Annotated in this window: 21 protein-coding genes; 6 read left to right on the forward strand and 15 right to left on the reverse strand. The window is 50.4% G+C overall.

The features are described from left to right. Positions 1-267 precede the first annotated feature (267 nt). On the forward strand, positions 268-2118 hold the full coding sequence (locus V3C10_22870) for an ABC-ATPase domain-containing protein (protein WVP62109.1): 1851 nt from the start codon (positions 268-270) through the stop codon (positions 2116-2118). Positions 2119-2195: 77 nt separating this feature from the next. Here the strand turns inward: V3C10_22870 and V3C10_22875 are convergent, their stop codons facing one another. From V3C10_22875 to V3C10_22945, 15 genes are all read right to left on the reverse strand, one after another. Next, positions 2196-3791, reverse strand: a complete 1596-nt coding sequence (locus tag V3C10_22875) for an amidohydrolase (GenBank protein ID WVP62110.1) — start codon at positions 3789-3791, stop codon at positions 2196-2198. Positions 3792-3865: 74 nt separating this feature from the next. Continuing rightward, on the reverse strand, positions 3866-5374 hold the full coding sequence (locus tag V3C10_22880) for a hypothetical protein (protein ID WVP62111.1): 1509 nt from the start codon (positions 5372-5374) through the stop codon (positions 3866-3868). Next, positions 5364-5834: a hypothetical protein gene (locus V3C10_22885; protein WVP62112.1), complete on the reverse strand. Its 471-nt coding sequence runs from the start codon at positions 5832-5834 to the stop codon at positions 5364-5366. Before V3C10_22885 ends, V3C10_22880 begins: the two co-directional genes overlap by 11 nt. Positions 5835-6150: 316 nt before the next feature. Next, positions 6151-6774, reverse strand: a complete 624-nt coding sequence (locus tag V3C10_22890) for a TetR/AcrR family transcriptional regulator (protein ID WVP62113.1) — start codon at positions 6772-6774, stop codon at positions 6151-6153. A 328-nt stretch (positions 6775-7102) separates the two neighbouring features. Further along, a complete protein-coding gene (locus V3C10_22895) occupies positions 7103-8221 on the reverse strand; it encodes a nitronate monooxygenase family protein (protein ID WVP62114.1) in 1119 nt (372 codons plus the stop codon). A 72-nt stretch (positions 8222-8293) separates the two neighbouring features. Continuing rightward, complete coding sequence (accD, locus tag V3C10_22900; protein ID WVP62115.1) at positions 8294-10117, reverse strand: acetyl-CoA carboxylase, carboxyltransferase subunit beta; 1824 nt, start codon at positions 10115-10117, stop codon at positions 8294-8296. Between the two features lie 96 nt (positions 10118-10213). Next, positions 10214-11566, reverse strand: coding sequence for an acetyl-CoA carboxylase biotin carboxylase subunit (locus V3C10_22905; GenBank protein ID WVP62116.1), 1353 nt, complete (start codon positions 11564-11566; stop codon positions 10214-10216). Positions 11567-11576: 10 nt separating this feature from the next. Beyond that, positions 11577-11999, reverse strand: a complete 423-nt coding sequence (fabZ, locus tag V3C10_22910; GenBank protein ID WVP62117.1) for a 3-hydroxyacyl-ACP dehydratase FabZ — start codon at positions 11997-11999, stop codon at positions 11577-11579. 55 nt (positions 12000-12054) lie between these two features. After that, a complete protein-coding gene (accB, locus tag V3C10_22915; protein ID WVP62118.1) occupies positions 12055-12561 on the reverse strand; it encodes an acetyl-CoA carboxylase biotin carboxyl carrier protein in 507 nt (168 codons plus the stop codon). Positions 12562-12671: 110 nt separating this feature from the next. Then, on the reverse strand, positions 12672-13916 hold the full coding sequence (fabF, locus tag V3C10_22920; protein ID WVP62119.1) for a beta-ketoacyl-ACP synthase II: 1245 nt from the start codon (positions 13914-13916) through the stop codon (positions 12672-12674). A gap of 33 nt (positions 13917-13949) precedes the next feature. Beyond that, a complete protein-coding gene (gene fabG, locus V3C10_22925; protein ID WVP62120.1) occupies positions 13950-14690 on the reverse strand; it encodes a 3-oxoacyl-[acyl-carrier-protein] reductase in 741 nt (246 codons plus the stop codon). After that, positions 14684-15610, reverse strand: coding sequence for an ACP S-malonyltransferase (gene fabD / locus V3C10_22930; protein ID WVP62121.1), 927 nt, complete (start codon positions 15608-15610; stop codon positions 14684-14686). Before fabD ends, fabG begins: the two co-directional genes overlap by 7 nt. Before the next feature lie 163 nt (positions 15611-15773). After that, complete coding sequence (gene fabK, locus V3C10_22935) at positions 15774-16700, reverse strand: enoyl-[acyl-carrier-protein] reductase FabK (GenBank protein ID WVP62122.1); 927 nt, start codon at positions 16698-16700, stop codon at positions 15774-15776. Next, entirely contained in the window at positions 16700-16933 is a 234-nt protein-coding gene (gene acpP, locus V3C10_22940) for an acyl carrier protein (protein WVP62123.1), read from the reverse strand. The genes fabK and acpP overlap by 1 nt, the downstream gene beginning before the upstream one ends. 94 nt (positions 16934-17027) lie before the next feature. Beyond that, on the reverse strand, positions 17028-17990 hold the full coding sequence (locus V3C10_22945; protein ID WVP62124.1) for a beta-ketoacyl-ACP synthase III: 963 nt from the start codon (positions 17988-17990) through the stop codon (positions 17028-17030). Positions 17991-19097: 1107 nt separating this feature from the next. Between V3C10_22945 and V3C10_22950 the strand changes: the two genes are divergently transcribed. The 5 genes from V3C10_22950 to V3C10_22970 are packed head-to-tail and all read left to right on the forward strand — an operon-like array spanning position 19098 to position 23618. Continuing rightward, positions 19098-20363, forward strand: coding sequence for an ABC transporter substrate-binding protein (locus V3C10_22950; GenBank protein WVP62125.1), 1266 nt, complete (start codon positions 19098-19100; stop codon positions 20361-20363). Positions 20364-20389: 26 nt separating this feature from the next. Then, the gene (locus tag V3C10_22955; GenBank protein ID WVP62126.1) at positions 20390-21262 is read left to right on the forward strand and encodes a branched-chain amino acid ABC transporter permease; all 873 of its coding nucleotides are present in this window, start codon (positions 20390-20392) and stop codon (positions 21260-21262) included. A gap of 14 nt (positions 21263-21276) precedes the next feature. Beyond that, on the forward strand, positions 21277-22167 hold the full coding sequence (locus V3C10_22960) for a branched-chain amino acid ABC transporter permease (protein ID WVP62127.1): 891 nt from the start codon (positions 21277-21279) through the stop codon (positions 22165-22167). Further along, positions 22160-22951 carry an ABC transporter ATP-binding protein gene (locus V3C10_22965; protein WVP62128.1) on the forward strand — a complete coding sequence of 264 codons (792 nt, stop codon included), beginning with the start codon at positions 22160-22162 and terminating at the stop codon, positions 22949-22951. Before V3C10_22960 ends, V3C10_22965 begins: the two co-directional genes overlap by 8 nt. Continuing rightward, entirely contained in the window at positions 22914-23618 is a 705-nt protein-coding gene (locus V3C10_22970; GenBank protein WVP62129.1) for an ABC transporter ATP-binding protein, read from the forward strand. The genes V3C10_22965 and V3C10_22970 overlap by 38 nt, the downstream gene beginning before the upstream one ends. The last annotated feature ends 204 nt before the right edge of the window (positions 23619-23822 follow it).

Raw genomic sequence — 23822 nt, forward strand, 5'->3', positions numbered from 1 at the left:
CATCTCCCGGCTTTACTGGACCTAAAAAACGAAACGGCATTTTTTCGTTTCTATCCTTGTGAAACGAATTACAGTGCACCAGGTAAGTACTGACACTCAAACCGCATGGATCTCTTGCCATTTTGGTATGGATGAATTAAAATATTCTGGTACGGATTGCAAGATACTCCTTCCGTATCCTGCCGGCCTTTAAAGATAGAGAGCCCGGTTTACCACCATCAATTATCAATTGCAGACCCAAATGTATCTGCAGAAAAGGAAAAAACCATGAATCAGTCCCAGGATTTAAAAAGACTTCTGGAATCCGTTGATCACAAAAGCTATCCCGCTTATAAATCTGCTCAGGGTTCCTATGATTTTAAAGACTATATTTTATCGATCGACCACGTTCAGGGAGATCCGTTTGCCTCCCCGTCCAAAGTCAGTGTGTTTGTTCCCCGCAAAATAAACGCATTTCCCTCCGAATATACCGACAGGCCATGGAAGAAAACCGCCCTGGAGGATTATCTGCTGCGTTGTTTCAGCCAGGAAATCTCACGTTTTAACTTCAAGGCCAAAGGCTCCGGCAAAAGCGGCCTTATTGCTACCAGCAGGCCGGGGCAGGAGGTTTTGGAGCGCACGGCATGCGAATGTACGGACAGCGGAATCACAGCGCGTTTCGAGGTGGGATTTCCGGCTTTTGGCAGGACTATCAACTCGGGCGAACTGATTAAAATACTGTTTGATTTCCTTCCCGGCTGCGTCAGAAATGTTTTCATTTATAGGAACAGGGATCCGAAACAGGTCCGCAGCGTGATCGAACTCGCAGAGGATCAGGAATTTATACGGAATGAACTGAAGCGGCTTAACCTTGTCTCATTTGCCGCCGACGGCTCTGTCCTGCCCAGAGAAACGGGTATTTCGGATCGGCCTATGAAGGACAGTGTCCCGTTTATGTCTCCCGCTTCATTAAGCATCACCCTTAACCTGCCGCACCATGGCCCAATCCACGGCATGGCGCTCCACAGAGGAATTACCCTGGTCGTCGGAGGAGGCTATCACGGCAAATCCACCCTGCTGAAGGCTCTGGAAAGCGGCGTGTACAACCATATTGCCGGAGACGGACGCGAATATGTGATAACGGACCAAACCGCGGTTAAACTGCGCGCTGAGGATGGACGGAGCATCAATAATGTGGATATTTCCCTGTTCATCAATGATTTGCCGAACGGCAGGGACACCTCCCGCTTCTCCTCCGAAGACGCCAGCGGAAGCACATCGCAGGCGGCGGCCGTCATTGAGGGAATCGAAGCCGGTGCAGCGGCATTTCTGATCGATGAGGATACGTCCGCCACAAACTTCATGCTCCGTGACGAACTGATGGAGAAGATTGTAAGCCGTGATAAGGAACCTATTACTCCCTTTATTGAGAGGGCCCGGGAACTCTATGAGAAAGCCGGAATTTCTACCATACTGGTGGCCGGAAGCTCCGGTGCCTACTTCTATATTGCCGACACGGTAATCCAGATGGATTCTTACCGCCCCTGCGATATCACGGAGCAGGTCAAAAAGGCCTGCAATGAATACCGTGCCTCCTCAGCTCCCGCAACGACGGCGCCCGGATTTAATCTGCCTGCAGCCGACAGGAAACTGATCTGCAGGAACAGCGGCTCAAGTTCCTGCAGACGAAGAGATATCGAGCCCAGTGAAGACCTCAGTAAAAGCTGGGGCAATGGCAGAGATGACCGTAGGGACCGCAGAGGCGGCAGGAACGACCGTGGTGACGGCCGCAGAGGCGGAAGGGATGAGCGTGGTGACGGCCGCAGAGACGACGACAGAATTAAGGTTAAAGTTTTCGGTAAGGATTCCTTCCAGGTTGCAAAAGAGCCGGTTGATCTCCGTTTTGTTGAGCAGCTGGCCGACAGCGAACAGACCGCGGCTCTGGCGCAGATGGTCCGGTTCTGCCTGGAACGCGATCTGCTGTCACGTTATACCCTGCAGGAAACCGTGTCCCTCCTTATGAAGGAATATGAGAAAAAAGGACTGGCGGCATTTAGCAGCTCCTCCTATACGGCGATGGGATTATGCATGCCCCGCATACAGGAAATTTACGCATGTCTTAACCGTTTCCGGGGATAAAAACAATATCCAGGATCATAGAAGACACGGAAATCTCCAAAAAGCCTCCACCGGACAGCACCAATGGAGGCTTTTTTTTATTCGGCAATGAAAACGTCTTCGCCGTCAATAATTGTACGTTCCACACGAACATTTCTGATGTTTTCTGCAGAAACCTCGTAGAGGTTCTCGGACAAAACTACCATATCGGCTAATTTTCCAACCTCGAGGGAACCTTTTATCTGCTCCTCAAAGCTGGCGTAGGCACCGTTGTATGTATGCATCCGCAACGCTTCTTTTATATTAATCCTCTGACACTGGGAAACTTTTCTGCCGCTGCCCGTCACACGGTTGACCGCTTCAAAAATGCCGAAGAGGGGATCGGAACTGGTGACCGGGCAATCGGAGCTTCCGGCGGCGACAACGCCATTGTCAAACCATGTGCGGCAGGGAAACATTGAGTCGATCCGTTTTCCATAGTTTATTACATAGCCATCACCGAATTCATAAAAGAAAGCCGGCTGGGGAACAACAACAATGCCCAGTTTTTTAATGCGCTCTACCAGATTTTCATTGATAAAGCCGCAGTGCTCAATCCGATGCCGGTGGTCTGTCCTGGGGGTATCCTCTAAAGCCTTTTCGATTGCTGTTACCATCACTTCCACAGCCCGGTCGCCCACGGCGTGGACGGTACACTGATAACCGGCCCGGTTGGCTTTAATCATCATGCGTTCCACCTGCTCCGGGGTGTAACAGAGGATGCCCGTATCACCGGGACGTGAATCATAAGGTTCAAACATGGCCGCGGTAGGGGCGCTCGTGGATCCGTCAATCATCAGCTTGACCGGACCGATACGGAAATGTTCGTCACCAAATCCGGTTACGATGCCGCATTTGATATAATCGTCGATAAACTGTTCACAGTCGATAAAGGTGAATAAAACTGCATAAATGCGGTTTTTAATTCTGCCGCTCTGAACTCCTCTCCGCATGGCCCGCATCTGCGGATATCCGTAACAGCCTGCTACATGGATCGATGTGATACCCTGGCGTATCAGACTGTCTGAGGCGGATGCCATAGCGTCTTCAAGCATATCCTCTCCGGGCATGGCCACCTTTAAAAGATTGTTGTGTGCAGCCTCTTTAAGCGTTCCGGTTATGTGTCCATTAATTTTTTCAATCAGGCCCCCCTCTGGAGAAGGCGTGCCGTCGGATATGCCGCCAAGACGGAGCGCCATTGTATTATTGACAGAAACATGGTAGCAGGCTCTCGTAATCATGACCGGATGATCCGTTGTCGCCTGATCCAGTTCTTCACAGGTGGGCATCCGTTTTTCAGCCAGCTTCATTTCGTTAAGGCCCCAGCCCCGGACCCACTCGTGCTTCGGGGTATTCTTCGCCTGCCTGCGAATCAGCTCCACCACATCCGCGATACATGTGGCTCGCCGACAGTCGGCGGATACCTGCCCCATCCCAATCTGGCCCAGGTGAATATGGGAGTCAATAAATCCGGGAGCCAAAGCCCTTCCTTTTAAATCAATTATTTCTGCCTCACCACCGGAATACTTCATGGCGTCTTCCCGCGTGCCGACATATTTAATGAGCTTCCCCTGAGTTACCAGTGCTTCGGCCAAGCTGTCATTCTTATCTACGGTAAGAATGTGTCCGTTCAGATAAATTCTTGTATGATCCATTCTATTGTTACGCTCCTTATATACCGGTATTACTTTTTACAGCAGTATCTGCTGCGACAGCAACCGGTATTGTTTTATAAATTAATTACAGCATCAATTTTCTTTGCACGGATAGAATTCTTGTCCCTGTCGGGAACAAGCAGTGAAACGATTACGGTAACCGCCAGGGTCAGTGATATGACATTGATGTACCACGGAAGAGCGCCCGGCCACTTAATAACAGACAGAGACAGTACATTTAAGACCGCAGATACAATCAGCCCGGCTTCAACGCCGCGGCGGCTGATTCCCTTCCACAAAAAACCAAGAATAAAGGGAGGGAAGGTCGCCGACATCAGGGTTCCCCAGCCGAAGGTTCCCAGGATAGCAACACTCTCACTGGCGTAAAGGGAGTAGAATATTGCGCCGAATCCCATTGCCAGCATGGTGATACGCGACACCTTCAACTGCGTCTCGGGTTTAAAGTGAACGCCGAGAGCAGACGGAAGGTCTTTTGACAGACAGATTGCAGAGGTCGAAAGGTAGAGTGAGGCTGAGGACATCGAAGCGGCTAAAACCGCGGTGTAAGCGGCGATCTGGACTCCCAGCCCGCAGTAATCGGCAAAAACGAAAATCGCGTCGTCTGCTTTGGCCAGAGGCTGGATTTTCCCCGATGCAACCAGATAAAGGACGCCGTAACCGATGAACACCGAACCGGCGGCGACAATAATATGGCTCAGACAGTTGATGATTGCGGTTTTGGGTACATCCTTGGGGTCCTTCAGCGCATACATTCGGCTGATACACTGGGGCTGGCCGATTGTGCCGACTATCGGAATAAAAATCCATGCAAAACAGGTCGCCTTAGCGCTGGTTCCCCAGGCGTTTAAAAGGTCGGGAGAAAATGCTTTCGTAATACTTCCATCTGCCGAGGTGACCGTTCCGGCTGAAGCGACAGCTTCCATAACGCCTCCCATACCGCCGGTGGTGACCAGCACTGCAATCAGCAGTACGACTACGGCAACACACATAACGACTCCCTGATAGGCCTGGGTGAGCATGCCTCCAATCTCTCCCGAGAAAGACATATAAAGGGCAACCACCGAGAAAATAACCAGTCCGGAAACAATCTGGCTCCATCCCATCAGATGGCTGAGCATCGCAGCGCCTGCAGTGATTTGTGAAGAGAGGTAAGCCAGACAGCCCAGCATCAGTACAAATGACATAAATCCTTTGATCACGCGGCTGTTGGCAAATCTCAAATCCGTTAAATCGCCGAGGGAGGAAACCGGCCCAAGCTCCGCCATTCCACGCACTTTCTTAGCCAAAAGCAGCATGGCAAACGCACCGGCGCAGGATGTCAGCATCCAGAGAGCCATAGAAGTTCCGTTCGCGTAGACGAGTCCGTTTACGCCCACCAGGGCAAACGCGCTGACCGTGCCCGCCATAACGGACATGCCGGTTGAAAAAGGCCCAAACTGCATGGTCGCCCCAAAATAATCCTGGTTGCTTTTCAGTTTTTTCATGCCGAGCCATCCAATTACAAATGATGAGAGAATAATCGCAATCGCAACTCCAAGAATAATAATCGTATTAATGTCCATTTTGTCCGGCCTCCTTCTGTTCCTGTACATCCAACTCTTTTATTAAGCTTACAAATTCATCCCAGTCTTCCGAAGACATCCAGTCACTTTTGTTCACGCGCCAGCCAAGAAGAAGCGTCAAAAGGCCGCCAAACCAAAATCCGCCGATAATGCAGGCAAGGGACGGATGAAGGCCCAGAATCAGGGGAGGAACCACGCCTGCATAACTATCCGCAAAGTATGCGGCACAGACAAATGCCGCAATCCAGACAACCGCCCAGGATAAAAGCGGATAAATAAGAAATCTTTGTTTCAATACTCCTTTGTTTGCTGCGCCGAGTATCAGATAGCATCCCATTATAAAAACACTGAGAATGAGACAGATTAAATAGTTTTCATTTTTCCAGCCAAGCACTGTAATAGCGCACCATAAAATTGTGGATAGAATGACAAGATATTTTTTTAAGTCGGTAATTTGCAATTTTTTTCCTCCTTACGTGTGTGTTATCGTGTTTCTCTGTTTATTTCAATTGTGTGGCCAACAACAATTTTAAAGATAAAAACAGGAAAATGAATCTTCGCTGCCTGCATCGACGGTAAAAAAGGCGCAAAAAAATAGGCTATCCTCAATAGCTGCCTGAAAACGGCATTTTACCTGTTACAGCTCGTCCGGAATATCCCCGTTTAAATTGCTCGGTATCCATCCGGGTATGAAATGTAACTTATAAAAACATAAGATGTTGTGTCAGTTGTTCCCACATCTTATGGTAGACTATCGATTATAACCTATCGTATTTTTATTCGTTTTTAACTGCAATATTTGCTTTTATTTCCAGAGCCATCGACTCCATAAACGTGTTAATGACATCCTCAAATATATCTTCACCGATTTCATCCCTGTGGTAAGTCAGATAGCTGAGAGAACGCATCATTCCGGAAAGGATCCGTGAATCCATCTTCAGTTCGTAATTGTATCCCGGTGACCAGCTGTTAATCAGTTCCTCCAGAACTGATTTATTCAGTTCACTGAACTCTTTCAATCCCTGAGTTCCATATTTATCACTGATATGTTTCAGCGTCCCACGCTGGTATATAATGCTTAGTACGGGACTGCCCAGTAAGTTCTTTCGGTTATCCCTGATATAGGAAAGGACAATTTCAGCAATATCGCCGGTATATCCCTTATATTTTTGCAATAATTCCTCTTGCAGCCTACGCCATTCTCTGGCATAAACATCGACGAAAAGCTCTCCTTTTGATTTATAAAACTGATAAAAAGTTCCTTTTCCGATGTCTGTTGCCTCAGTAATATCGGCAATCGTAATTTTTTCAAACCCATAACGTACAAATAACTCTTTCGACTTTTCAAGAATCAGTTGTTGTATCTGGTTTCGTTCTTCAGGAGAAAACGGTTTCGGCATAGGTCCCCTTCTTTCTTATGCATAGTCTAATGATTGGATAACCGCAAATATTCAGTACCTTCTGAACAGTTACGATAATTACAATAATTTTACCACTTAGAGTATGCAAAAGCAAGTAAGGCATTCTGTGACCAAAATACTATTTTGTTCACTGTTCATATATTAGCATACAAACAATTCGTCGTCAATATACAAAACGGCTAATACAACGACCGGTTCTTAGTAAGATATGCACAAAAAAGCGGACGTACTTAGCTTCCTCAGTTAAGTACGTCCGTCTACTGTATCATCAATCCACCGGGCAGTTCCCTCTCCGGCCATGTCGAAATTACTCCGTTACGGCTACAGCCTGTCCGCTGCCGCACAACTCCTGCATCACCTCATGCACCGTCACAATCTTATCGGCCCTCCATGCATTGCTTCCACAGAAAATGAGGGCATTTTCTTCATCGCCGCTCACCGCATTGACAAGGGCCTTTGTAATGCAGTACGGTATCTTCGCCTGGTCACATTTCTCCAGACAACGGTAACAATGAGTAATCGCCTGCTTTCCTTTTTCCACTTCTTTCAGGAAATGGTTCCTGATCGCACGTCCCGGCATTCCGACCGGACTCTTTACGATGATGATATCCTCTTCCCTGGCATCCAGATATGCCTGCTTATATGCCATCGGCGCATCACACTCTTCCGTGGTTACAAAGCGTGTGGCAACCTGGACACCATCGGCTCCCAGTTCAAGCTGGTACATCACGTCCTCGTGGGAATAAATGCCTCCTGCCGTTACTACCGGGATCTCTTTTTCATATTTCTGTGCATATTCTTTGACTAGGGCGATAATCCCCCTGATCTCGTCATCATACTCCGCTTTTTTGAATGTATCTGCGGCGTGCTCCGTGTCGGCTCCCAGATCATGAAGTTTATCCCTGTCAAAACCGAGATGGCCGCCTGCCAGAGGTCCCTCCACCACTACCAGATCCGGGGCCGTCTTATATTTCCTGTCCCACATCTTACAGATGACCATGGCAGATTTTACGGAAGACACGATGGGCGCGATCTTTGTCGCGGAACCCTTTACATACTCCGGAAGGTTGATGGGAAGCCCCGCTCCGGAAATAATCAGATTAGCTCCCGCCTTTACCGCCGCCTTCACGTATTCGGCGTAATTGCGGGTGGCAACCATGATGTTAAATCCTATAATCCCGTCCGGCGATATTTCTCTCGCCTTCTTAAATTCCGTTCCGATGGCCCTTAAGTTGGCCGCCTGGGAATCCCCGGCAAAATCCGGCTCCCGAAAACCAATCTGTGCTGTGGATATAATTCCCACTCCGCCTTCCTTTGCCACGGCTCCCGCCAGAGAAGAGAGGCTGATGCCTACTCCCATCCCGCCCTGAATAATAGGAAGTCTCGCCGTCAGCTCACCTATTTTCAACGGTTTTAAATTACACATTCTATGTCTCCTATCCTGTTTCTGAAGTAATACCGTCAACCGCCGCTAACCCGGGGTTTTACGAAAACAATGTTAAAAGCCTCTGAACCTGTCATATCTCTGACTGATTATCTCTTCAGGGGTCATAATTTCACAGGTTTTAAAGAACTCTCTCATATGGCGGTCGATGATTTCCCCAACTATTTCAGCCGTCTCGGCCGTAGCAGGCAGATCTTCCGCTATTATGCGTTCTACAAGCCCCAGCTCATAAAGATCTTTTGCCGTCATCTTCATCACTTTCGCCGCCTCGCTCGCCCTCTTGCTGTCTTTCCAGAGAATCGAAGCAAACCCCTCCGGCGACAGGACGGAGTAAACGGAGTTTTCCATCATCCACACTTCATTGGCTACAGCCAGGCCCAGAGCCCCGCCGCTTCCGCCTTCGCCGATTACAATGGTCAGAATCGGAACCTTTAAATCGGACATTTCAAACAGGTTTCTTGCGATGGCTTCGCCCTGTCCTCTTTCCTCCGCTTCCAGCCCGCAGAACGCTCCCGGCGTGTCTACGAAGCAGATGACCGGACGGTTAAATTTCTCTGCCTGTTTCATCAGGCGGAGCGCCTTTCTGTAACCTTCCGGGGAGGGCATTCCAAAGTTACACTTCAGGTTGTCTTTGGTGGTTTTGCCTTTCTCCTGTCCGATTACCGTCACCGGCATACCATAGAAAGTTGCAATACCGCCAAGCACCGCACCGTCGTCACCATAATAGCGGTCGCCATGCATTTCCATAAAATTGTCAAATAAAACGCGGATATAGTCACTGGCCACAAGGCGGTCGCTGCTTCTGGACTTCAGCACCGTCTCCCAGGCATCCTGCTGCCGGTTCGCTATCTTATCAAGCGTCTTCATCCTCATCTCACCTGAGAATGGCGCAATCGGTCCCCGCGGTTTTCCCGCTGCGAGGCCTGCCGCCTCCCGGGCGCAGATTCTCGCCGCCAACTCGCGTTTACGCTCGTCTTCGTCCATATCCTTCCGCCAGCTCTTCTTTCCGCTGTGCATCCGGAGAATCCGCGCAAGCGCCTCTTTCTGATCTTTACGCTCTACAATCCGATCCACAAAACCGTGTTCCAGTAAAAATTCGGCTCTCTGGAATCCTTCCGGCAGTTTCTGCCTAATCGTCTGTTCAATCACCCTTGGGCCTGCAAAGCCGATCAGGGCCCCCGGCTCGGCAAGGATAATGTCGCCCAGCATGGCAAAGCTGGCCGTCACGCCTCCCGTTGTCGGATCGGTCAGGACGCTGACATAGAGCTGGCCCGCATCGTGATGGCGCTTGAGGGCAGCCGAAGTCTTCGCCATCTGCATCAGGGAAACAAGCCCTTCCTGCATTCTGGCCCCGCCCGAAGCGGCAAAGATAATGACCGGAAGCTTTGCGCAGGTAGCGCGTTCCACGGCCCTGGTGATTTTTTCACCCACATTGTGCCCCATGCTGCTCATCAGGAATCTGGAATCGCAGACCGCAATCACGGTATCCTGTCCGTAAATCTTTCCCTGACCCGTAATGACGGCTTCATTGAGGCCCGATTTCTCCTTCGCAGCCCCAATCTTCTTCTCATATCCCGGGAATCCGAGAGGATTTACGAATTCCATTTCCTTATCCCATTCCTCGAAGGTTCCCTCGTCTATGAGCATTTCAATACGCCTGTGGGCATGGATACGGAAGTAACCGCTGCACTTGGGGCAGACATAAAAATTATTCTTAACATCCTCTGTATAGATCGGACGGCCGCATTTGTTGCATTTGCGCCATAATCCTTTTGGGATATTGGGTTCTTCCCCGTTTTCCGGCTGGTCTTCCCCGTTCCTGTCCGCATATTTTGTATCGATTAAGGTATACGTTTTCTTAAACATATCTCTTAACATAGGCATTCTCCCCTTCTTAGACGGAAATATTTATTTGCACTTTTATTGTCACTATTTACGTTATTGTTCACAGCGCAATGCGGTGTGAACAGTAACCTATTTACAGTACTGAGGGAAATAACGCGGAATAAAGTCCGTGTCAACCTCCCCGCTCTGGTAGGCCTCACTGCTCATGATTTCATACTGAAAATCCAGGTTGGTCTCGATTCCCTCGATGATCAGCTCGCCGAGGGCGCTGCGCATCTTGGCAATGGCGGACTCCCTGTCTTTATCGTAAACGATAAGCTTTAAGAGCATGGAATCATAGTTCGGCGGAACCATGTAATCATTGTAAATGGCGGTGTCAATCCTGACTCCTCTTCCTCCCGGCACATGGACGTTGGTAATGCGCCCCGGACACGGCATGAAATTCTTTTCAGGATTTTCCGCATTAATCCGGCATTCGATGGCATGGCCCCGGATGACCACGTCTTCCTGAGTGAAGGAAAGCTTCTCTCCCGCCGCTATTTTAATCTGTTCCTTTATCAAATCCATATCTGTGACCGCTTCCGTGACCGGATGCTCCACCTGGATGCGGGTGTTCATTTCCATAAAATAAAACTCTTTGCTCTTATCAAGCAGGAATTCAATGGTTCCCGCATTGACGTAGCCTACGGCCTCCGCCGCTTTGATTGCGGTTTCACCCATCCGTTTCCTCAAGTCGGCCGAGATGGCGACGGAAGGTGATTCTTCCAATACCTTTTGATGTCTTCTCTGGATCGAGCAGTCGCGCTCGCCCAGGTGGACCACATTGCCGTATGAATCGGCCAGAATCTGGAACTCGATATGCCTTGGCTGTTCAATATATTTTTCGATGTACATGGTGTCGTCTGAAAAACCTTTGACGGATTCCATCTGGGCCTGGTTAAAGTTGGCCTCAAAATCATCGGCTCCCCGGGAAATTCTCATTCCCTTTCCGCCTCCTCCGGAGGACGCCTTGATCATAACAGGAAAACCGATGGCCTCTGCCAGCTTAAGCCCTTCCTCCGCCGTAAAAACAGGCTCCTTGCTGCCCGGAACAACCGGAACTCCGGCCTCCATCATGGTCTTTCTGGCTTCCGACTTGTTGCCCATCTTATGGATAATCTCTGCGGACGGCCCGATAAATTTAATATTGCACTTTTCGCATAGCTCTGCAAAGCGGGCATTCTCAGAGAGAAAACCAAAACCCGGATGAATCGCATCCGCTTTCATCGCCACGGTGGCGGAGATAATTCTCTCCATATCCAGATAGCTTTCCGTAGATGCAGCCGGCCCGATACAGATGGCCTCGTCGGCCAGAAACGTATGGAGCGCATCCCTGTCGGCTTCCGAATAAACGGCTACCGTTTTTATTCCCATTTCCCTGCAGGCCCGGATGATCCGAACTGCGATCTCTCCCCGGTTTGCGATCAAAATCTTATTAAACATCGGCCCTCACCTATCCAATCATAAATGTTAATTCCGCTGCAACGGCAACCTTGCCGTCCACCGTTGCGGTTGCGCTGCCGATTCCCACCGGCCCTTTGCGCTTGATAATATGGCATTCCAGCTTAAGCTTATCGCCCGGAATTACCTTTTTCTTAAATTTCGCACTGTTGATCGCCCCAAAATAAGCGACCTTGCCCTTATTCTCTTCCTGGCTTAAGATAGCCACCGCACCGACCTGTGCCAGCGCCTCCACGATCAGTACGCCCGGCATAACCGGTTCCTGCGGAAAATGGCCTGCAAAAAACGGCTCATTGTAAGTCACTGATTTATATCCTACCGCGCCTTCACCCGGTGTCACTTCCTCAATACAGTCGATGAGGAGGAACGGATGACGGTGAGGAATGATTTCCTGGATTTCTTTGATTCCTAACATGCTTTACCTTCTTTCCGGGACAATGCCCGTGAACCACTTATTCCGTTCGTTCTGTTTATTTAATCCTGAACAATGGCTGGCCGTACTCCACAACTTCTTCATTGTCTACGAGAACCGCTTCCACAATGCCGTCATATTCACTCTCGATCTCATTCATCAGCTTCATTGCTTCGATGATTCCGAGTACCTGGCCCTTCTTCACTGTATCACCTACGCTGACAAATGCTCCTGCCTCGGGTGACGGTGAATTGTAGAACGTTCCCACAAGCGGGGATGTCACAATCTTATCGGAACCGATGGAACCCGGCTCGGCTGCGGCGCCAGTACCCTGAACGGCCTCGGCGGCTGAAAATACAGGCTGTACCGCAAGGCCGGCCAGCGCTGCATCCTGGGACATGGCCGTTCCGGGTGCCATTACGGTCTGGACTGCAGGAGCTGAAACGGTGACAATCTCTTTTTCTTTTTTCATGGAGATTTTGGAACCGTTCTCCTCCAGGACAAAGCTCGTAAGGCCGTGTTCGGAAACTGCCTCGATTAACTTTATAATATCATTTATTTCCATATTGAACCTCATTCTATCTCTGATTTATATCCGTCTCCGTCAGGCGTATCTATGCGGCCGGACGGGCATATCCTGAATCATATTCCTGATTCTTAAATTCCGGTTGGATTCTATGCCTCAAATTTCTTTACAATCAGGCTGGCGTTATGACCGCCGAAGCCCAGGGAGTTGCTGATGGCGTAATTGACATCCATCGATACGCCCTCTCCCATAGTGTAATCCAGGTCGCAGCCCTCGTCAGCTTCTTTTAAACCGGCCGTCGCGTGGACGTAATTCTCCATAACGGATTTCACGCAGGTGATGAATTCCACTCCGCCTGCCGCACCCAGAAGATGGCCGACCATGGATTTGGTAGAATTCACTTTTACTTTATATGCATGTTCGCCGAGCGCCAGCTTGATGGCCATTGTCTCAAAAAGATCATTGTGGTGGGTGCTTGTTCCGTGAGCATTGACGTAATCGATCTGCTCCGGTTTAATGCCTGCGTCATTCATTGCAAATTCCATTGCCTTCGCAGCGCCGCTTCCGTCCTCTGCAGGGGAAGTGATATGGAATGCATCGCTGGTGGAACCGTATCCGACCAACTCGGCCAGAATCACCGCCCCTCTCTTCTGCGCATGTTCCAGTGATTCCAGAACTACCACGCCGGAGCCTTCTCCCATGACAAAACCGTCGCGGTCTTTGTCAAACGGTCTGGATGCCGTCTGCGGATCCTCATTGGAGGAGAGAGCGGTCAGAGCGGTAAATCCCGCAACGCCAAGAGGTGTGATACAGGCCTCGGCGCCGCCTGCCACCATCACATCGGCCTCGCCATGCTGGATAGAGCGGTACGCCTCACCGATGGAGTGTGTTCCCGTTGCACAGGCAGTTACCACGTTGATGCTCTTGCCCTTTAACCCGAACTGGATGGAAACATTGCCTGTCGCCATGTTACTGATCATAAGCGGAACGAGAAGCGGGTTTACGCGTCCCGGACCCTTGGTCTGAAGTTTTGTATATTCCCTCTCTATCGCCTGAAGGCTGCCGATACCGGAGCCGATGCTGATACCCACCTTATACGGATCCTCTTTTTCCATATTCAGTCCGGCCTGTTTAATTGCCTGTGAGGCCGCCGCTACCGCATACTGGGAAAAAGTTTCCATTCTCCTGGCCGCCTTTGGGTCCATATAGTCTTTCGCATTGAAATCCTTTACCTGGGCGGCTACCTTTGCCTTATAATCCGCCGTGTCAAAATATGTGATTGGCCCAAAGCCGATTTTCTTCTCTTTCAGCCCTTCCCAGAAGGACTCCACATCATTACCGATTGGGGTGATGGCACCCATTCCTGTTACAACTACTCTTGTCATATTGCTCATAATCCGACCGCCTTTCTCGCTATACCTGAAAACCTACATTGCCATTCCGCCGTCTACGCAGATAACCTGGCCTGTAATGTATCCCGCCTTATCGGATGCCAGAAACGCCGCCATATTCGCCACATCCTCTGTTTTTCCGAATTTTTTTAACGGAATCTGAGCTCCCATTGTCTCTTTCACACTGTCCGGGAGTACATCCGTCATCTCTGTTTCAATAAATCCCGGCGCAATCGCATTGACCGTAATGCCGCGGCTTCCCAGCTCGCGCGCCACCGACTTTGTAAGCCCAATCACGCCTGCCTTGGATGCGCAGTAATTTGCCTGGCCCGCATTGCCCATTACGCCCGATACGGAAGAAATATTGATAATGCGTCCGCCCTTCTGCTTTAACATCTGACGGGACACATGTTTCACACAGTTAAATGCGCCCTTTAAGTTGATATCAATCACAGAATCAAATTCTTCTTCACTCATCTTCATCAGCAGGTTATCTTTTGTGATTCCCGCATTGTTTACCAGAATATCGATTCTCTTATATTTTCCAATGACATATTTGAGGAATTCCTCCGCCTTTGCGTAGTCGGACACGTTGCACTGAACCGCCTCCGCCTGGCCTCCTGCCTCACAGATTTCCTTTACCACTTCCTCTGCCTTCGCAGCGGAGCCGTTATAATTAACAATTACGGCTGCGCCTTCTTTTGCCATGGTCAGGGCAATCTGTCTGCCGATCCCGCGGCTGGCGCCCGTCACAACTGCAATTTTACCGTTTAACATCCTAACGCCTCCTTTACCTTCTCAATGTCTTCCAGTTTTTCTATATTCATCGCTTTCACGTTTCTGTCGATTTTCTTCATGAAACCGGTCAATGTCCTGCCCGGCCCAATCTCTATAAATGTATCCACTCCGTCTTCCAGCATCTTTCTGATACTCTGTTCCCAGCGCACCGATGAGGATACCTGTTTCTTAAGGAGCGTTTTCACATCCCGGCTGTCCGTGACGTATTCCGCCGTCACATTGGCCACATAAGGGATAGCCGGCGTATGTACTTCCACCTCTTTAAGCACTCCGTATAACTTCTCCCCTGCTTCTTCCAGCAGATAGGAGTGGAACGGACCGCTTACATTTAACGGAAGAACCCTCTTGGCTCCAGCCGCTTTTAATTTTTCCGCCGCTTCTTCAACCGCCTCTTTTTTACCGGATATTACAATCTGGCCCGGGCAGTTGTAGTTGGCAATCTGAACGCCGCTGATATCGGCAATCACTTCTTCAATCTTCTCCGCATCCATGGCCAGTACGGCAGACATAGCCCCGACTCCCGCCGGAACCGCCTCCTGCATCAGGATTCCTCTCTGCCTTACTGTCCGGATTGCGTCTTCAGTTGACATAACGCCTGCCGCTACCATTGCAGGGTATTCTCCCAGACTTAAACCGGCCGCCACATCGGGTTTGATCCCCGTCCGCTCCATGAAAACCTTCATCATAGCGATGCTGGCCGTAACCATAGCCGGCTGTGTGTACTCCGTGATATCCAATCTGTCATTTTTTTCAAAGCAGAGCTCCTGCATGGAAAATCCGAGTATTTCGGATGCCCTGTCAAAAATCTCTTTTGCGTCGTTCGTCTGCTCATAAAAATCCTGACCCATACCACAGGCCTGCGCTCCCTGTCCCGGGAAAATAAATGCAATTTTGCTCATAGCGTTACCTCGCTCCCAACTTATCCTTACTTACTTTTTACTGATTTACCATCCGCCGCTTCGCCTTACCTCCGGCGTCCGGGCGGTAAAAAGCCGCTCTGTACATTTTCTGCCGCCTTCTCATCAAGCGGCGGGAAAAGGCCCCGGAGCGTGCTTCTCATCTTTATTTTCTTCCCAACAGTTTTTCTGTCTCAGCCATCATCTCATCGATCATCTCTTTACAGGTCTGTTCTTTTTTTACCATTCCTGCAATCTGGCCGGCCATAACGGTTCCGGTCATGATATCACCTTCTATTACGGCATTCCTGAGGGAACCCATGGTCAGGTATTCCAGTTCTTCGAAGGACTTTCCTTCCTGCTCAAGTTTGATATATTCCCTGGTCATCTTATTTCTAAGGCCTCTCACGGGATGGCCATGGCTGCGTCCCGTAACCGCTGTATCGATGTCCTTCGCCTTAATAATCCTGTCCTTGTAGTTCTGGTGGGCAATGGATTCCCTGGCCACTACAAAGCGTGTTCCCATCTGGACCGCTTCGGCGCCCAGCATAAATGCCGCTGCGATTCCCCTGCCGTCTGCGATTCCTCCGGCTGCAATCACCGGGATGGAAACAGCGTCCACTACCTGGGGAACCAGGCTCATCGTCGTCTGGTCGCCAATATGGCCGCCAGACTCTGTGCCCTCTGCCACTACGGCATCGGCTCCGCCCTTTTCCATCATTCTGGCAAGGGCTACGGAAGCAACAACCGGAATCACCTTAATCCCTGCGTTCTTCCACATTTCCATATATTTGCCCGGGTTTCCGGCTCCGGTTGTAACCACCTTGACGCCTTCCTCCACAACCACCTTTGCCACTTCATCGGCATAGGGGCTCATCAGCATAATATTTACGCCGAAGGGCTTATTCGTCAATGCTCTGGCTTTTCTGATCTCATCACGGATTACCTCTCCCGGAGCGCTTGCGCCTCCGATGAGTCCAAGACCGCCTGCCTCTGAAACGGCCGCCGCCAGATTATGTTCTGCCACCCAGGCCATTCCGCCCTGGATAATCGGGTATTCAATCCCTAAGAGTTCTGTCACTCTTGTTTTCATTATGCCTCAACACCTTTTTCTTTTAAATAGTTCATTACGTCGCCAACGGTTAAGAGATTCTGTAAGTCTTCTGCTGGAATTTCAACGGAGTATTCATCTTCGAGCGCCATTACAAGCTCGAACAGATCCAGTGAATCTGCGCCAAGATCCTCTTTAAATGTGGAAACCTCTGTAATGCTCTCCGCATCTACGCTTAACTGGTCTGCAATCATCTCTTTCATTCTTTCTAACATAACTCTTTGTCTCCTTTTACTATTTCTTATTTTTGATATTGTTTCTTTATTATAAAGCCATTCAGCCGGCCCGGCCGGTCCGAGGCTTTTTACCTTACCATTCCAGAAGCATGGCTCCCCAGGTGAGTCCCGCGCCGAAGCCCGATAAAACAATTTTGTCACCGCGCTGTAAACGGCCGTCCCGTTTCATCTCGTCTAAGAGTACCGGTATCGACGCTGCGGATGTATTGCCGTATTGATCCAGGTTGACGGGTATCTTTTCCATCGGGATCTTCAGTCTTCTGGAAACAGCCTCCAGGATCCGGATGTTCGCCTGATGAAGCACGAAATAGCGGATATCCTCCTGAACCAGACCGTTGTCTTCCATAATCTGTTTCGTAATCTCCGGCACCTTGCGGACCGCGAATTTGAAGACCTCCTGGCCGTCCATCTTCATAAAGCCGAGTTCCGGTTTTACCTTTGTCAGGCAGTTGCCGAGACTTCTGGACTGGCATTCCAATACCCAGCCTTTTCTTCCGTCGCTGCCTACCAGGGTGTCTATCAGGCCTTTCTCATCGGCTCTCACTACTGCGGCTCCGGCTCCGTCGCCGAACAGGAAGCAGGTTCCCCTGTCCGTCCAGTCCAGTACCTTGCCAAGGGTCTCCGCGCCAATCACCAGGCCCGTCTTGTAAATACCTGACTGGATAAATCCCTGTACAATGTGCATAGCATAGATAAATCCAGAGCAGGCCGCAGTGATATCAAACGCAACCGCGTTCAGCGCCCCAACTGCCGCCTGGACGTCCGTCGCCGCGCTGGGGAAGCTCCTGTCGGGTGAGGAAGTGGCCAAAACGATAATTTCAATCTCCTCCGGGGCGATGCCCGCATCCTCGATGGCCCTCTGAGCCGCCTGGACCGCCAGGGCCGATGTGCCCTCCTCGGTGGAAATCCGGCGGTAGCAGATTCCGCTCCGCTCGCGGATCCACTCGTCGCTCGTGTCGATATACTCCGTTAAGTCTGTATTTGTAACAATATTTTCCGGCAGATAAGAGCCGGTTCCGATTATTCTTGAAGTCATATTTTATCCCCGATTTACTGTTGGTTTCAAATGCTTTGATATTCAAACTATTCACAGTGTATCCAATCTCCTTCCGTTTGTCAAGAATAAGTTTTCGCGAAACTATGTCGAATATAGGGATTTAATTGAGGAATGAGAACACCGCCGGGACGGTCGGGGGGCGGGATGGTGAGAGGGAGGTTGTGAGTCTTCAGTCCCGGCTTGCAGGTTGTTGCGGGTGGGGAATCCGGGCAGAAAAAGTTCCTGCGGGAAACGCTTGCGCTCTTTGGAGTGCATAACGGACACTAACCTCGAAAAGACCTCGGTAAGTGCCGATGAACTCCCAGGTTCCCTCCGGAATCTTTTTCTCCCTTCTTCCCCACCGGTAGGTTATGGACCGGGACTGAAGACGCCGAGGTTTTCGCCATCCCGAACCCCGGCCTGCGGCCGCTGAATTGTTCTTATTCCTTCAAAGGGCGAGGAGGATCGTCGCAACCACTATGTTTCTCCGAATGCTTCAGAATATCTGCTGTCCGGTCTCTGATTGGTTTGGTGAGATACCGTCAGACCGTAAAAGTATCGCAGCTTCGTAGTGGCCGCGACAGGGTCCTCCCCATTTAAGGTTAGAGACAATCAGCGTCCGGAGCGGACCATGTCCGGTGCCGCGAAAACCTCCGCCTGAGTCTTTTGTCCCCGGCGATAATCTGCCGGGGGAAGGAGGCGGAATCAATTGTGCAGGGGATATGGGAGTCCGCCGGTACCTGGCGAGGTCTTTTCGAGCCTGGCACCGCTGCGCACTCCAAAAAGCGCGAGCGGTCCCCGTAACAATTCATTCCGGCCGGATTCCCCCCCTCACAACAACCTCCAATCGGGGACAAAAGACTCAGCCAGCCCCCTCACCACACCGGACATGGTCCGTTCCGGACGCGTCCTCCTCACCTCAGTTAAATCCCCACTTGCAGGAAAATTAAGCAATTACATCGACATTTTCTCGACGTCCCGGCGATATAATCTAGTGAAGTGTCAGAAAACTATGAGTAAATTCTGTTATTATCTGTCAAAATTCGACTTATATTTCGACAGTTTCCTGTTTTCTGGCATAAAAATATTATAGGAGGAAGCAATTTTATGAAAAGAGCAAAAAAAGTAATGTCAGTAACACTGAGTATGGTCATGGCTCTCTCGATGGCGGGCTGCGGTTCGTCGGGAAGTTCTACACCCGCGGAAACCAAGGCGCCTGCGTCAACCGAGGCGCCCGCATCTGGTGAAAGCGGCGAAGCGGCAGACTCTGCACAGCAGCCTTCCGGCGATCCCATCAAAATCGGATTCTTTTCACCCCTGACTTCAGCGGCCGCATCGGCGGACGGCGAGAGTACCTTGAACTCCGCCAAGCTGGCGGTTTCCGATATCAACGCGGCAGGCGGCCTGCTCGGACGCCCGGTTGAGCTGGTTGATTATGATGACGCGCTGGATACAAACCAGGCCGTGAGCATTGCTGAAAAACTGACTACCAAAGATAACGTCGTTGCAATTGTCAGCGGCAGCTACAGCGGTCCTACCCGTGTGGCGGCTCCGATTATCCAGGCGGCCGGAATTCCGATGGTATCTGCTTATGCGGTTCACCCGGATGTCGTAAATGCAGGCGATTATATTTTCTCTCAATCCTTCTCCGGCAAAATTCAGGGCAAGGCAGGCGCCGTACTGGCGGTTGATAAACTGAACGCCAAGAGGATCTCCATCATTGCCGTGGATCTCGATTACGGCTCTGAGCTGGCAGGTGCATTCTCCGAATATGCCGAGGCCAACGGAGCAGAAATTGTTTCCTATGACAAAGTCGCTATGAGCGATAATGAATTTACCTCCATTATCACCAAACTGAAAGAAGAAGTAAAACCGGATCTGATTTATATGGCTAACTATTATGGACACGCCGCAGAAATCATGAAGCAGTGCAAGACTCTGGACTTCAACGTACCGGTTATCGGCACAGAGGGCGTAGACTCCTGGCAGTTCCTTGCAACCGCGGGCAAGAATGCGGACGGACTTTACCTGACAACCAACATGGACCGTGACACCAAGGACGAGAATACCCAGAAATATATGAAGGAATACAGGGAAACCTATAATAAGGAACCTGATATGGTCGGCGCTTCTGCTTATGATGCATTCGAAGTTATTTTCAAGGCCATCGAAGTTACCGGTTCTACGGATCCGAAGGCAGTCAGAGACGCCATTGCATCCTTAAAAGATTTCCCGACCGTTACAGGAACACTTCTGTATTATTCTGAAAAAGGAGAGGCCGTTAAGCCGGTACAGATTCAGATTATAAAGGATGCAGCTTATCATTACTACGATATCATTGACGATCCGGCAGTTATCACACCCGAACCTTAACTATCACAACTGCGGGAGGTAAATGTATGCTATTACAGCAAATCATTAACGGAATCGTAATTGGAAGTGTCTACGCTCTCACCGCTATGGGCGCCACTCTCATTTACGGAATCATGAGAATCCTCGATATCGCCAACGCGGGAGCCTATGTGGCAGGAGCTTATATCGGATTTTATATCTATTCCTCCACCCACAACCTGCTCCTGACCTTCATCTGTTCCATGGTGGTTACCGGGATGATCGGTGTATTGATACATAAATTTCTCTACGGCCCTATTTTGGCAAAACCGCATATCCTTCCAATTATCCCGCTTATCACCAGTGTAGGGCTCTTTACACTCACCGGTGATTTGGTCCGCCTGATTTGCGGAGCAGGGACCAAGGCGTACAATGCCGACCTGGGCTTTAGCGCAATCCATCTGGGCAAGGTGGTTCTCGCGCCCGAATGGCTGCTGGTTCTCTTCCTGACCGTACTGCTTTTCCTCGTTCTGTGGTTTGTACTCAACCGGACGAAAATGGGGCTGGCCTGGAAGGCCACAGCGGAGGATCCCGAAATCGCCCGGGCCATGGGAATCAATACGAACTCGGCAACGGCGCTCAGCTATATTATCGGATACAGCTTCGCGGCAGCGGCAGGAATGATGGTGGGGATGCTCTACAACTCCATCACCCCCGCCCTGGGCGAGACTCCTTCCTATAAAATGCTGGCTATTATCGTCCTCGGAGGACTCGGCAATCCGGCCGGCACCGTTGTCGCCGGTCTTGTAATCGGCCTCGCGGAAACCCTGATTTCCGTTTATATGGGTTCCTTTATTCCAAAAGATTCCATCGCATTTATTGTCTTAATTCTGGTACTGCTGATCAAACCATCCGGCCTGATGAGCAAAAAAACAGCGTAGAGGAGGAAAAAGGCATGAGTTATATTATAACAGTTGCGGTAAATATAGCAATTTTTGCCCTGCTGGCCCTGAGCCTCAATATTATTACAGGCTATGCCGGCCAGTCAGCCATGGGTCACGCCGCCTTTTTCGGAATCGGAGCGTATGCATCGGCTCTTATGACAAATGCGGGAATCAATTTCTGGCTGACTCTGCCCGCCGCGCTTCTTATCACCGGCGCCGCAGGAGGGGTCTTAGGAATTATCAGCCTCCGGTTGAAGGATGATTTCCTCGCCATCACGACGATCGGCATCAACTTTGTTATGGTGGCTCTGTTTCAGAACATGGAGATTTTCGGGGCTTCCCTGGGAATGTCCGTAAAAACGCCGACCTTTTTCGGCCAGAAAATGACACCGCTTCACTTTCTCGTTCTTTTGGTAATCCTGATTGTGATTGTGTGTCTTCTCATCCGGAAGATGACGCGCTCCTGGTTTGGCCTCGCCCTGTCCAGCATCCGAAACGACGAGGGCGCCGCCATGTCCCTGGGCATTAACGTCAACCGTTACAAAATCCTGGCATTCTTTTTAGGGACTTCCATTGCGGGACTTACGGGCGCCATTTACGTGCACCGTATGACCTTTATCTTTTCCAGCAGCTTTGCCTTCACGGTGTCGATCAGCATCCTGTCCATGGTCGTTGTGGGCGGCATAGGAACGATCCGCGGGCCGCTGCTCGGCGCTCTGATTCTCGGGGCCGCACCGGAGCTTCTGCGTTTTGCAGACAACTACAGAATGATTCTGTACGGCGGAATCCTCGTCCTGATGATGCGCTTCCAGCCACAGGGACTCCTGGGCAACGACAGCTTTATCGTACGAAATTTCCTGAAAATAGTTCGGGGGCATAAGGCAGGTGAGACAAATGGGTGAAATTCTTGAGGTCAAAGGATTAAAAATGTATTTTGGCGGCCTGAAGGCAATCGACGATTTTGACATGGTGGTCCATGAAAATGAAACACTGGGCATTATCGGACCCAACGGCGCCGGAAAGACGACGCTCTTCAATACCATCTGCGGAGTCTATAAGCCGAATGAAGGAACCATCTGCCTGGACGGCAAGGAAATACAGGGCATGGCTCCCTATGAGGCCGCCAAAATGGGGATTGCGAGAACATTTCAGATCTCCAAACCGCTCGGTGACCTGACAATCCGGGATAATGTAATCGCCGCCCTGGGAATCCGGGAATATACGGGAGTCCGTTCTTTTTTCAAAAACTGCCATACAAAGGAAACGCTTCAGCGTTCGGATGAACTGATGGAGCTGGTGGGACTTTCCGACTATAAAGACACTCTTGCCAGGGACGTAAGCCTCGGATACACAAGGCGTCTGGAAATCGCCAGGGCGCTGGCAACCGATCCGCTTCTCATTATGCTTGACGAACCCTGCGCCGGTCTGAGCAATTTTGCTATCAACGAAGTGACAAACCTGATCTGCCGCCTGAAAGAGGAGGGCAAAACCATTGTCCTGATCGAACACAACCTTCCTATTACTATGAAGGTGTGCGACAGAATTGTAGTTCTGAGCTACGGAAAAAAGATCGCCGAAGGCAGTCCGGAAACAATCCAGAAGGATCCGAAGGTGATCGAGGCATACCTGGGAGAGGAGGATGAGGACGATGCTCACGATCAAAGACCTGAAAGTGAATTACAATAAAATGGAAGTCATAAAAGGAATCAGCCTCCAGGTAGACGAGGGAGAGCTGGTCAGCGTAATCGGACCAAACGGAGCCGGAAAAACTACCCTGATCCGGTCGATTATGGGCCTTAAAACGGTTGAATCGGGTACCATCTCCTACAACGGCGAGGACATCACCCACGTTCCGGCCTGGAAACGGGCGGAAATGGGGATTGGCTACGTTCCGGAAGGACGCCGCGTCTTCGGCAGCCTGACCGTGGAAGAAAATCTGCGCACCGGATGTTACCGTGTAAAGGACACTTCCAGAATCCAGCCCAACATTAAAAAGGTATATGAACTCTTTCCAAGACTTGAAGAGAGGAAAAACCAGCTCGCCAAGACAATGAGCGGCGGCGAACAGCAGATGCTTGCCATCGGCCGCGCACTGGTGCTCGAACCGAAGCTGCTTCTTATCGACGAGGTCTCTATGGGGCTGATGCCGATTATGGTTAACACCTGTTTTAAGATTATCAAAGATCTGAACGAAACCGGAATCACGGTGCTCGTGGTTGAACAGAATGCCAACAAGGCGCTGAAAATCGCCCACCGCGGCTATGTGCTGGAAACCGGAAAGATTATTCTGGAAGACAGCGCTGAGGCATTGCGGGCTAATGGGGTGGTGCAGCAGGCGTATTTAGGGGGGTAGGTTGAGAAATTAGAACGCCGCCGGGACGGTCGGGGTTCGGGATGGTGAGGGGGAGGTTATGTGTCTTCAGTCCCGGTTTGCAGGTTGTCGCGGGTGGGGAATCCGGGCAGAAAAAGTTCCTGCGGGAAACGCTTGCGCTCTTTGGAGTGCATAACGGTACTAACCTCGTGAAAAACCTCGGTAAGTGCCGATGAACTCCCAGGT

The sequence above is a fragment of the [Clostridium] symbiosum genome (assembly GCA_036419695.1).
Lineage (GTDB): Bacteria > Bacillota > Clostridia > Lachnospirales > Lachnospiraceae > Otoolea > Otoolea symbiosa_A.

Coding starts and splice junctions, on each gene's coding strand:
- V3C10_22870 (WVP62109.1), top strand. CDS start 268: ATGAATCAGTCCCAGGATTTAAAAAGACTTCTGGAATCCGTTGATCAC.
- V3C10_22875 (WVP62110.1), bottom strand. CDS start 3,791: ATGGATCATACAAGAATTTATCTGAACGGACACATTCTTACCGTAGAT.
- V3C10_22880 (WVP62111.1), bottom strand. CDS start 5,374: ATGGACATTAATACGATTATTATTCTTGGAGTTGCGATTGCGATTATT.
- V3C10_22890 (WVP62113.1), bottom strand. CDS start 6,774: ATGCCGAAACCGTTTTCTCCTGAAGAACGAAACCAGATACAACAACTG.
- V3C10_22895 (WVP62114.1), bottom strand. CDS start 8,221: ATGTGTAATTTAAAACCGTTGAAAATAGGTGAGCTGACGGCGAGACTT.
- accD (WVP62115.1), bottom strand. CDS start 10,117: ATGTTAAGAGATATGTTTAAGAAAACGTATACCTTAATCGATACAAAA.
- V3C10_22905 (WVP62116.1), bottom strand. CDS start 11,566: ATGTTTAATAAGATTTTGATCGCAAACCGGGGAGAGATCGCAGTTCGG.
- fabZ (WVP62117.1), bottom strand. CDS start 11,999: ATGTTAGGAATCAAAGAAATCCAGGAAATCATTCCTCACCGTCATCCG.
- accB (WVP62118.1), bottom strand. CDS start 12,561: ATGGAAATAAATGATATTATAAAGTTAATCGAGGCAGTTTCCGAACAC.
- fabF (WVP62119.1), bottom strand. CDS start 13,916: ATGAGCAATATGACAAGAGTAGTTGTAACAGGAATGGGTGCCATCACC.
- fabG (WVP62120.1), bottom strand. CDS start 14,690: ATGTTAAACGGTAAAATTGCAGTTGTGACGGGCGCCAGCCGCGGGATC.
- fabD (WVP62121.1), bottom strand. CDS start 15,610: ATGAGCAAAATTGCATTTATTTTCCCGGGACAGGGAGCGCAGGCCTGT.
- fabK (WVP62122.1), bottom strand. CDS start 16,700: ATGAAAACAAGAGTGACAGAACTCTTAGGGATTGAATACCCGATTATC.
- acpP (WVP62123.1), bottom strand. CDS start 16,933: ATGTTAGAAAGAATGAAAGAGATGATTGCAGACCAGTTAAGCGTAGAT.
- V3C10_22945 (WVP62124.1), bottom strand. CDS start 17,990: ATGACTTCAAGAATAATCGGAACCGGCTCTTATCTGCCGGAAAATATT.
- V3C10_22950 (WVP62125.1), top strand. CDS start 19,098: ATGAAAAGAGCAAAAAAAGTAATGTCAGTAACACTGAGTATGGTCATG.
- V3C10_22955 (WVP62126.1), top strand. CDS start 20,390: ATGCTATTACAGCAAATCATTAACGGAATCGTAATTGGAAGTGTCTAC.
- V3C10_22960 (WVP62127.1), top strand. CDS start 21,277: ATGAGTTATATTATAACAGTTGCGGTAAATATAGCAATTTTTGCCCTG.
- V3C10_22965 (WVP62128.1), top strand. CDS start 22,160: ATGGGTGAAATTCTTGAGGTCAAAGGATTAAAAATGTATTTTGGCGGC.
- V3C10_22970 (WVP62129.1), top strand. CDS start 22,914: ATGCTCACGATCAAAGACCTGAAAGTGAATTACAATAAAATGGAAGTC.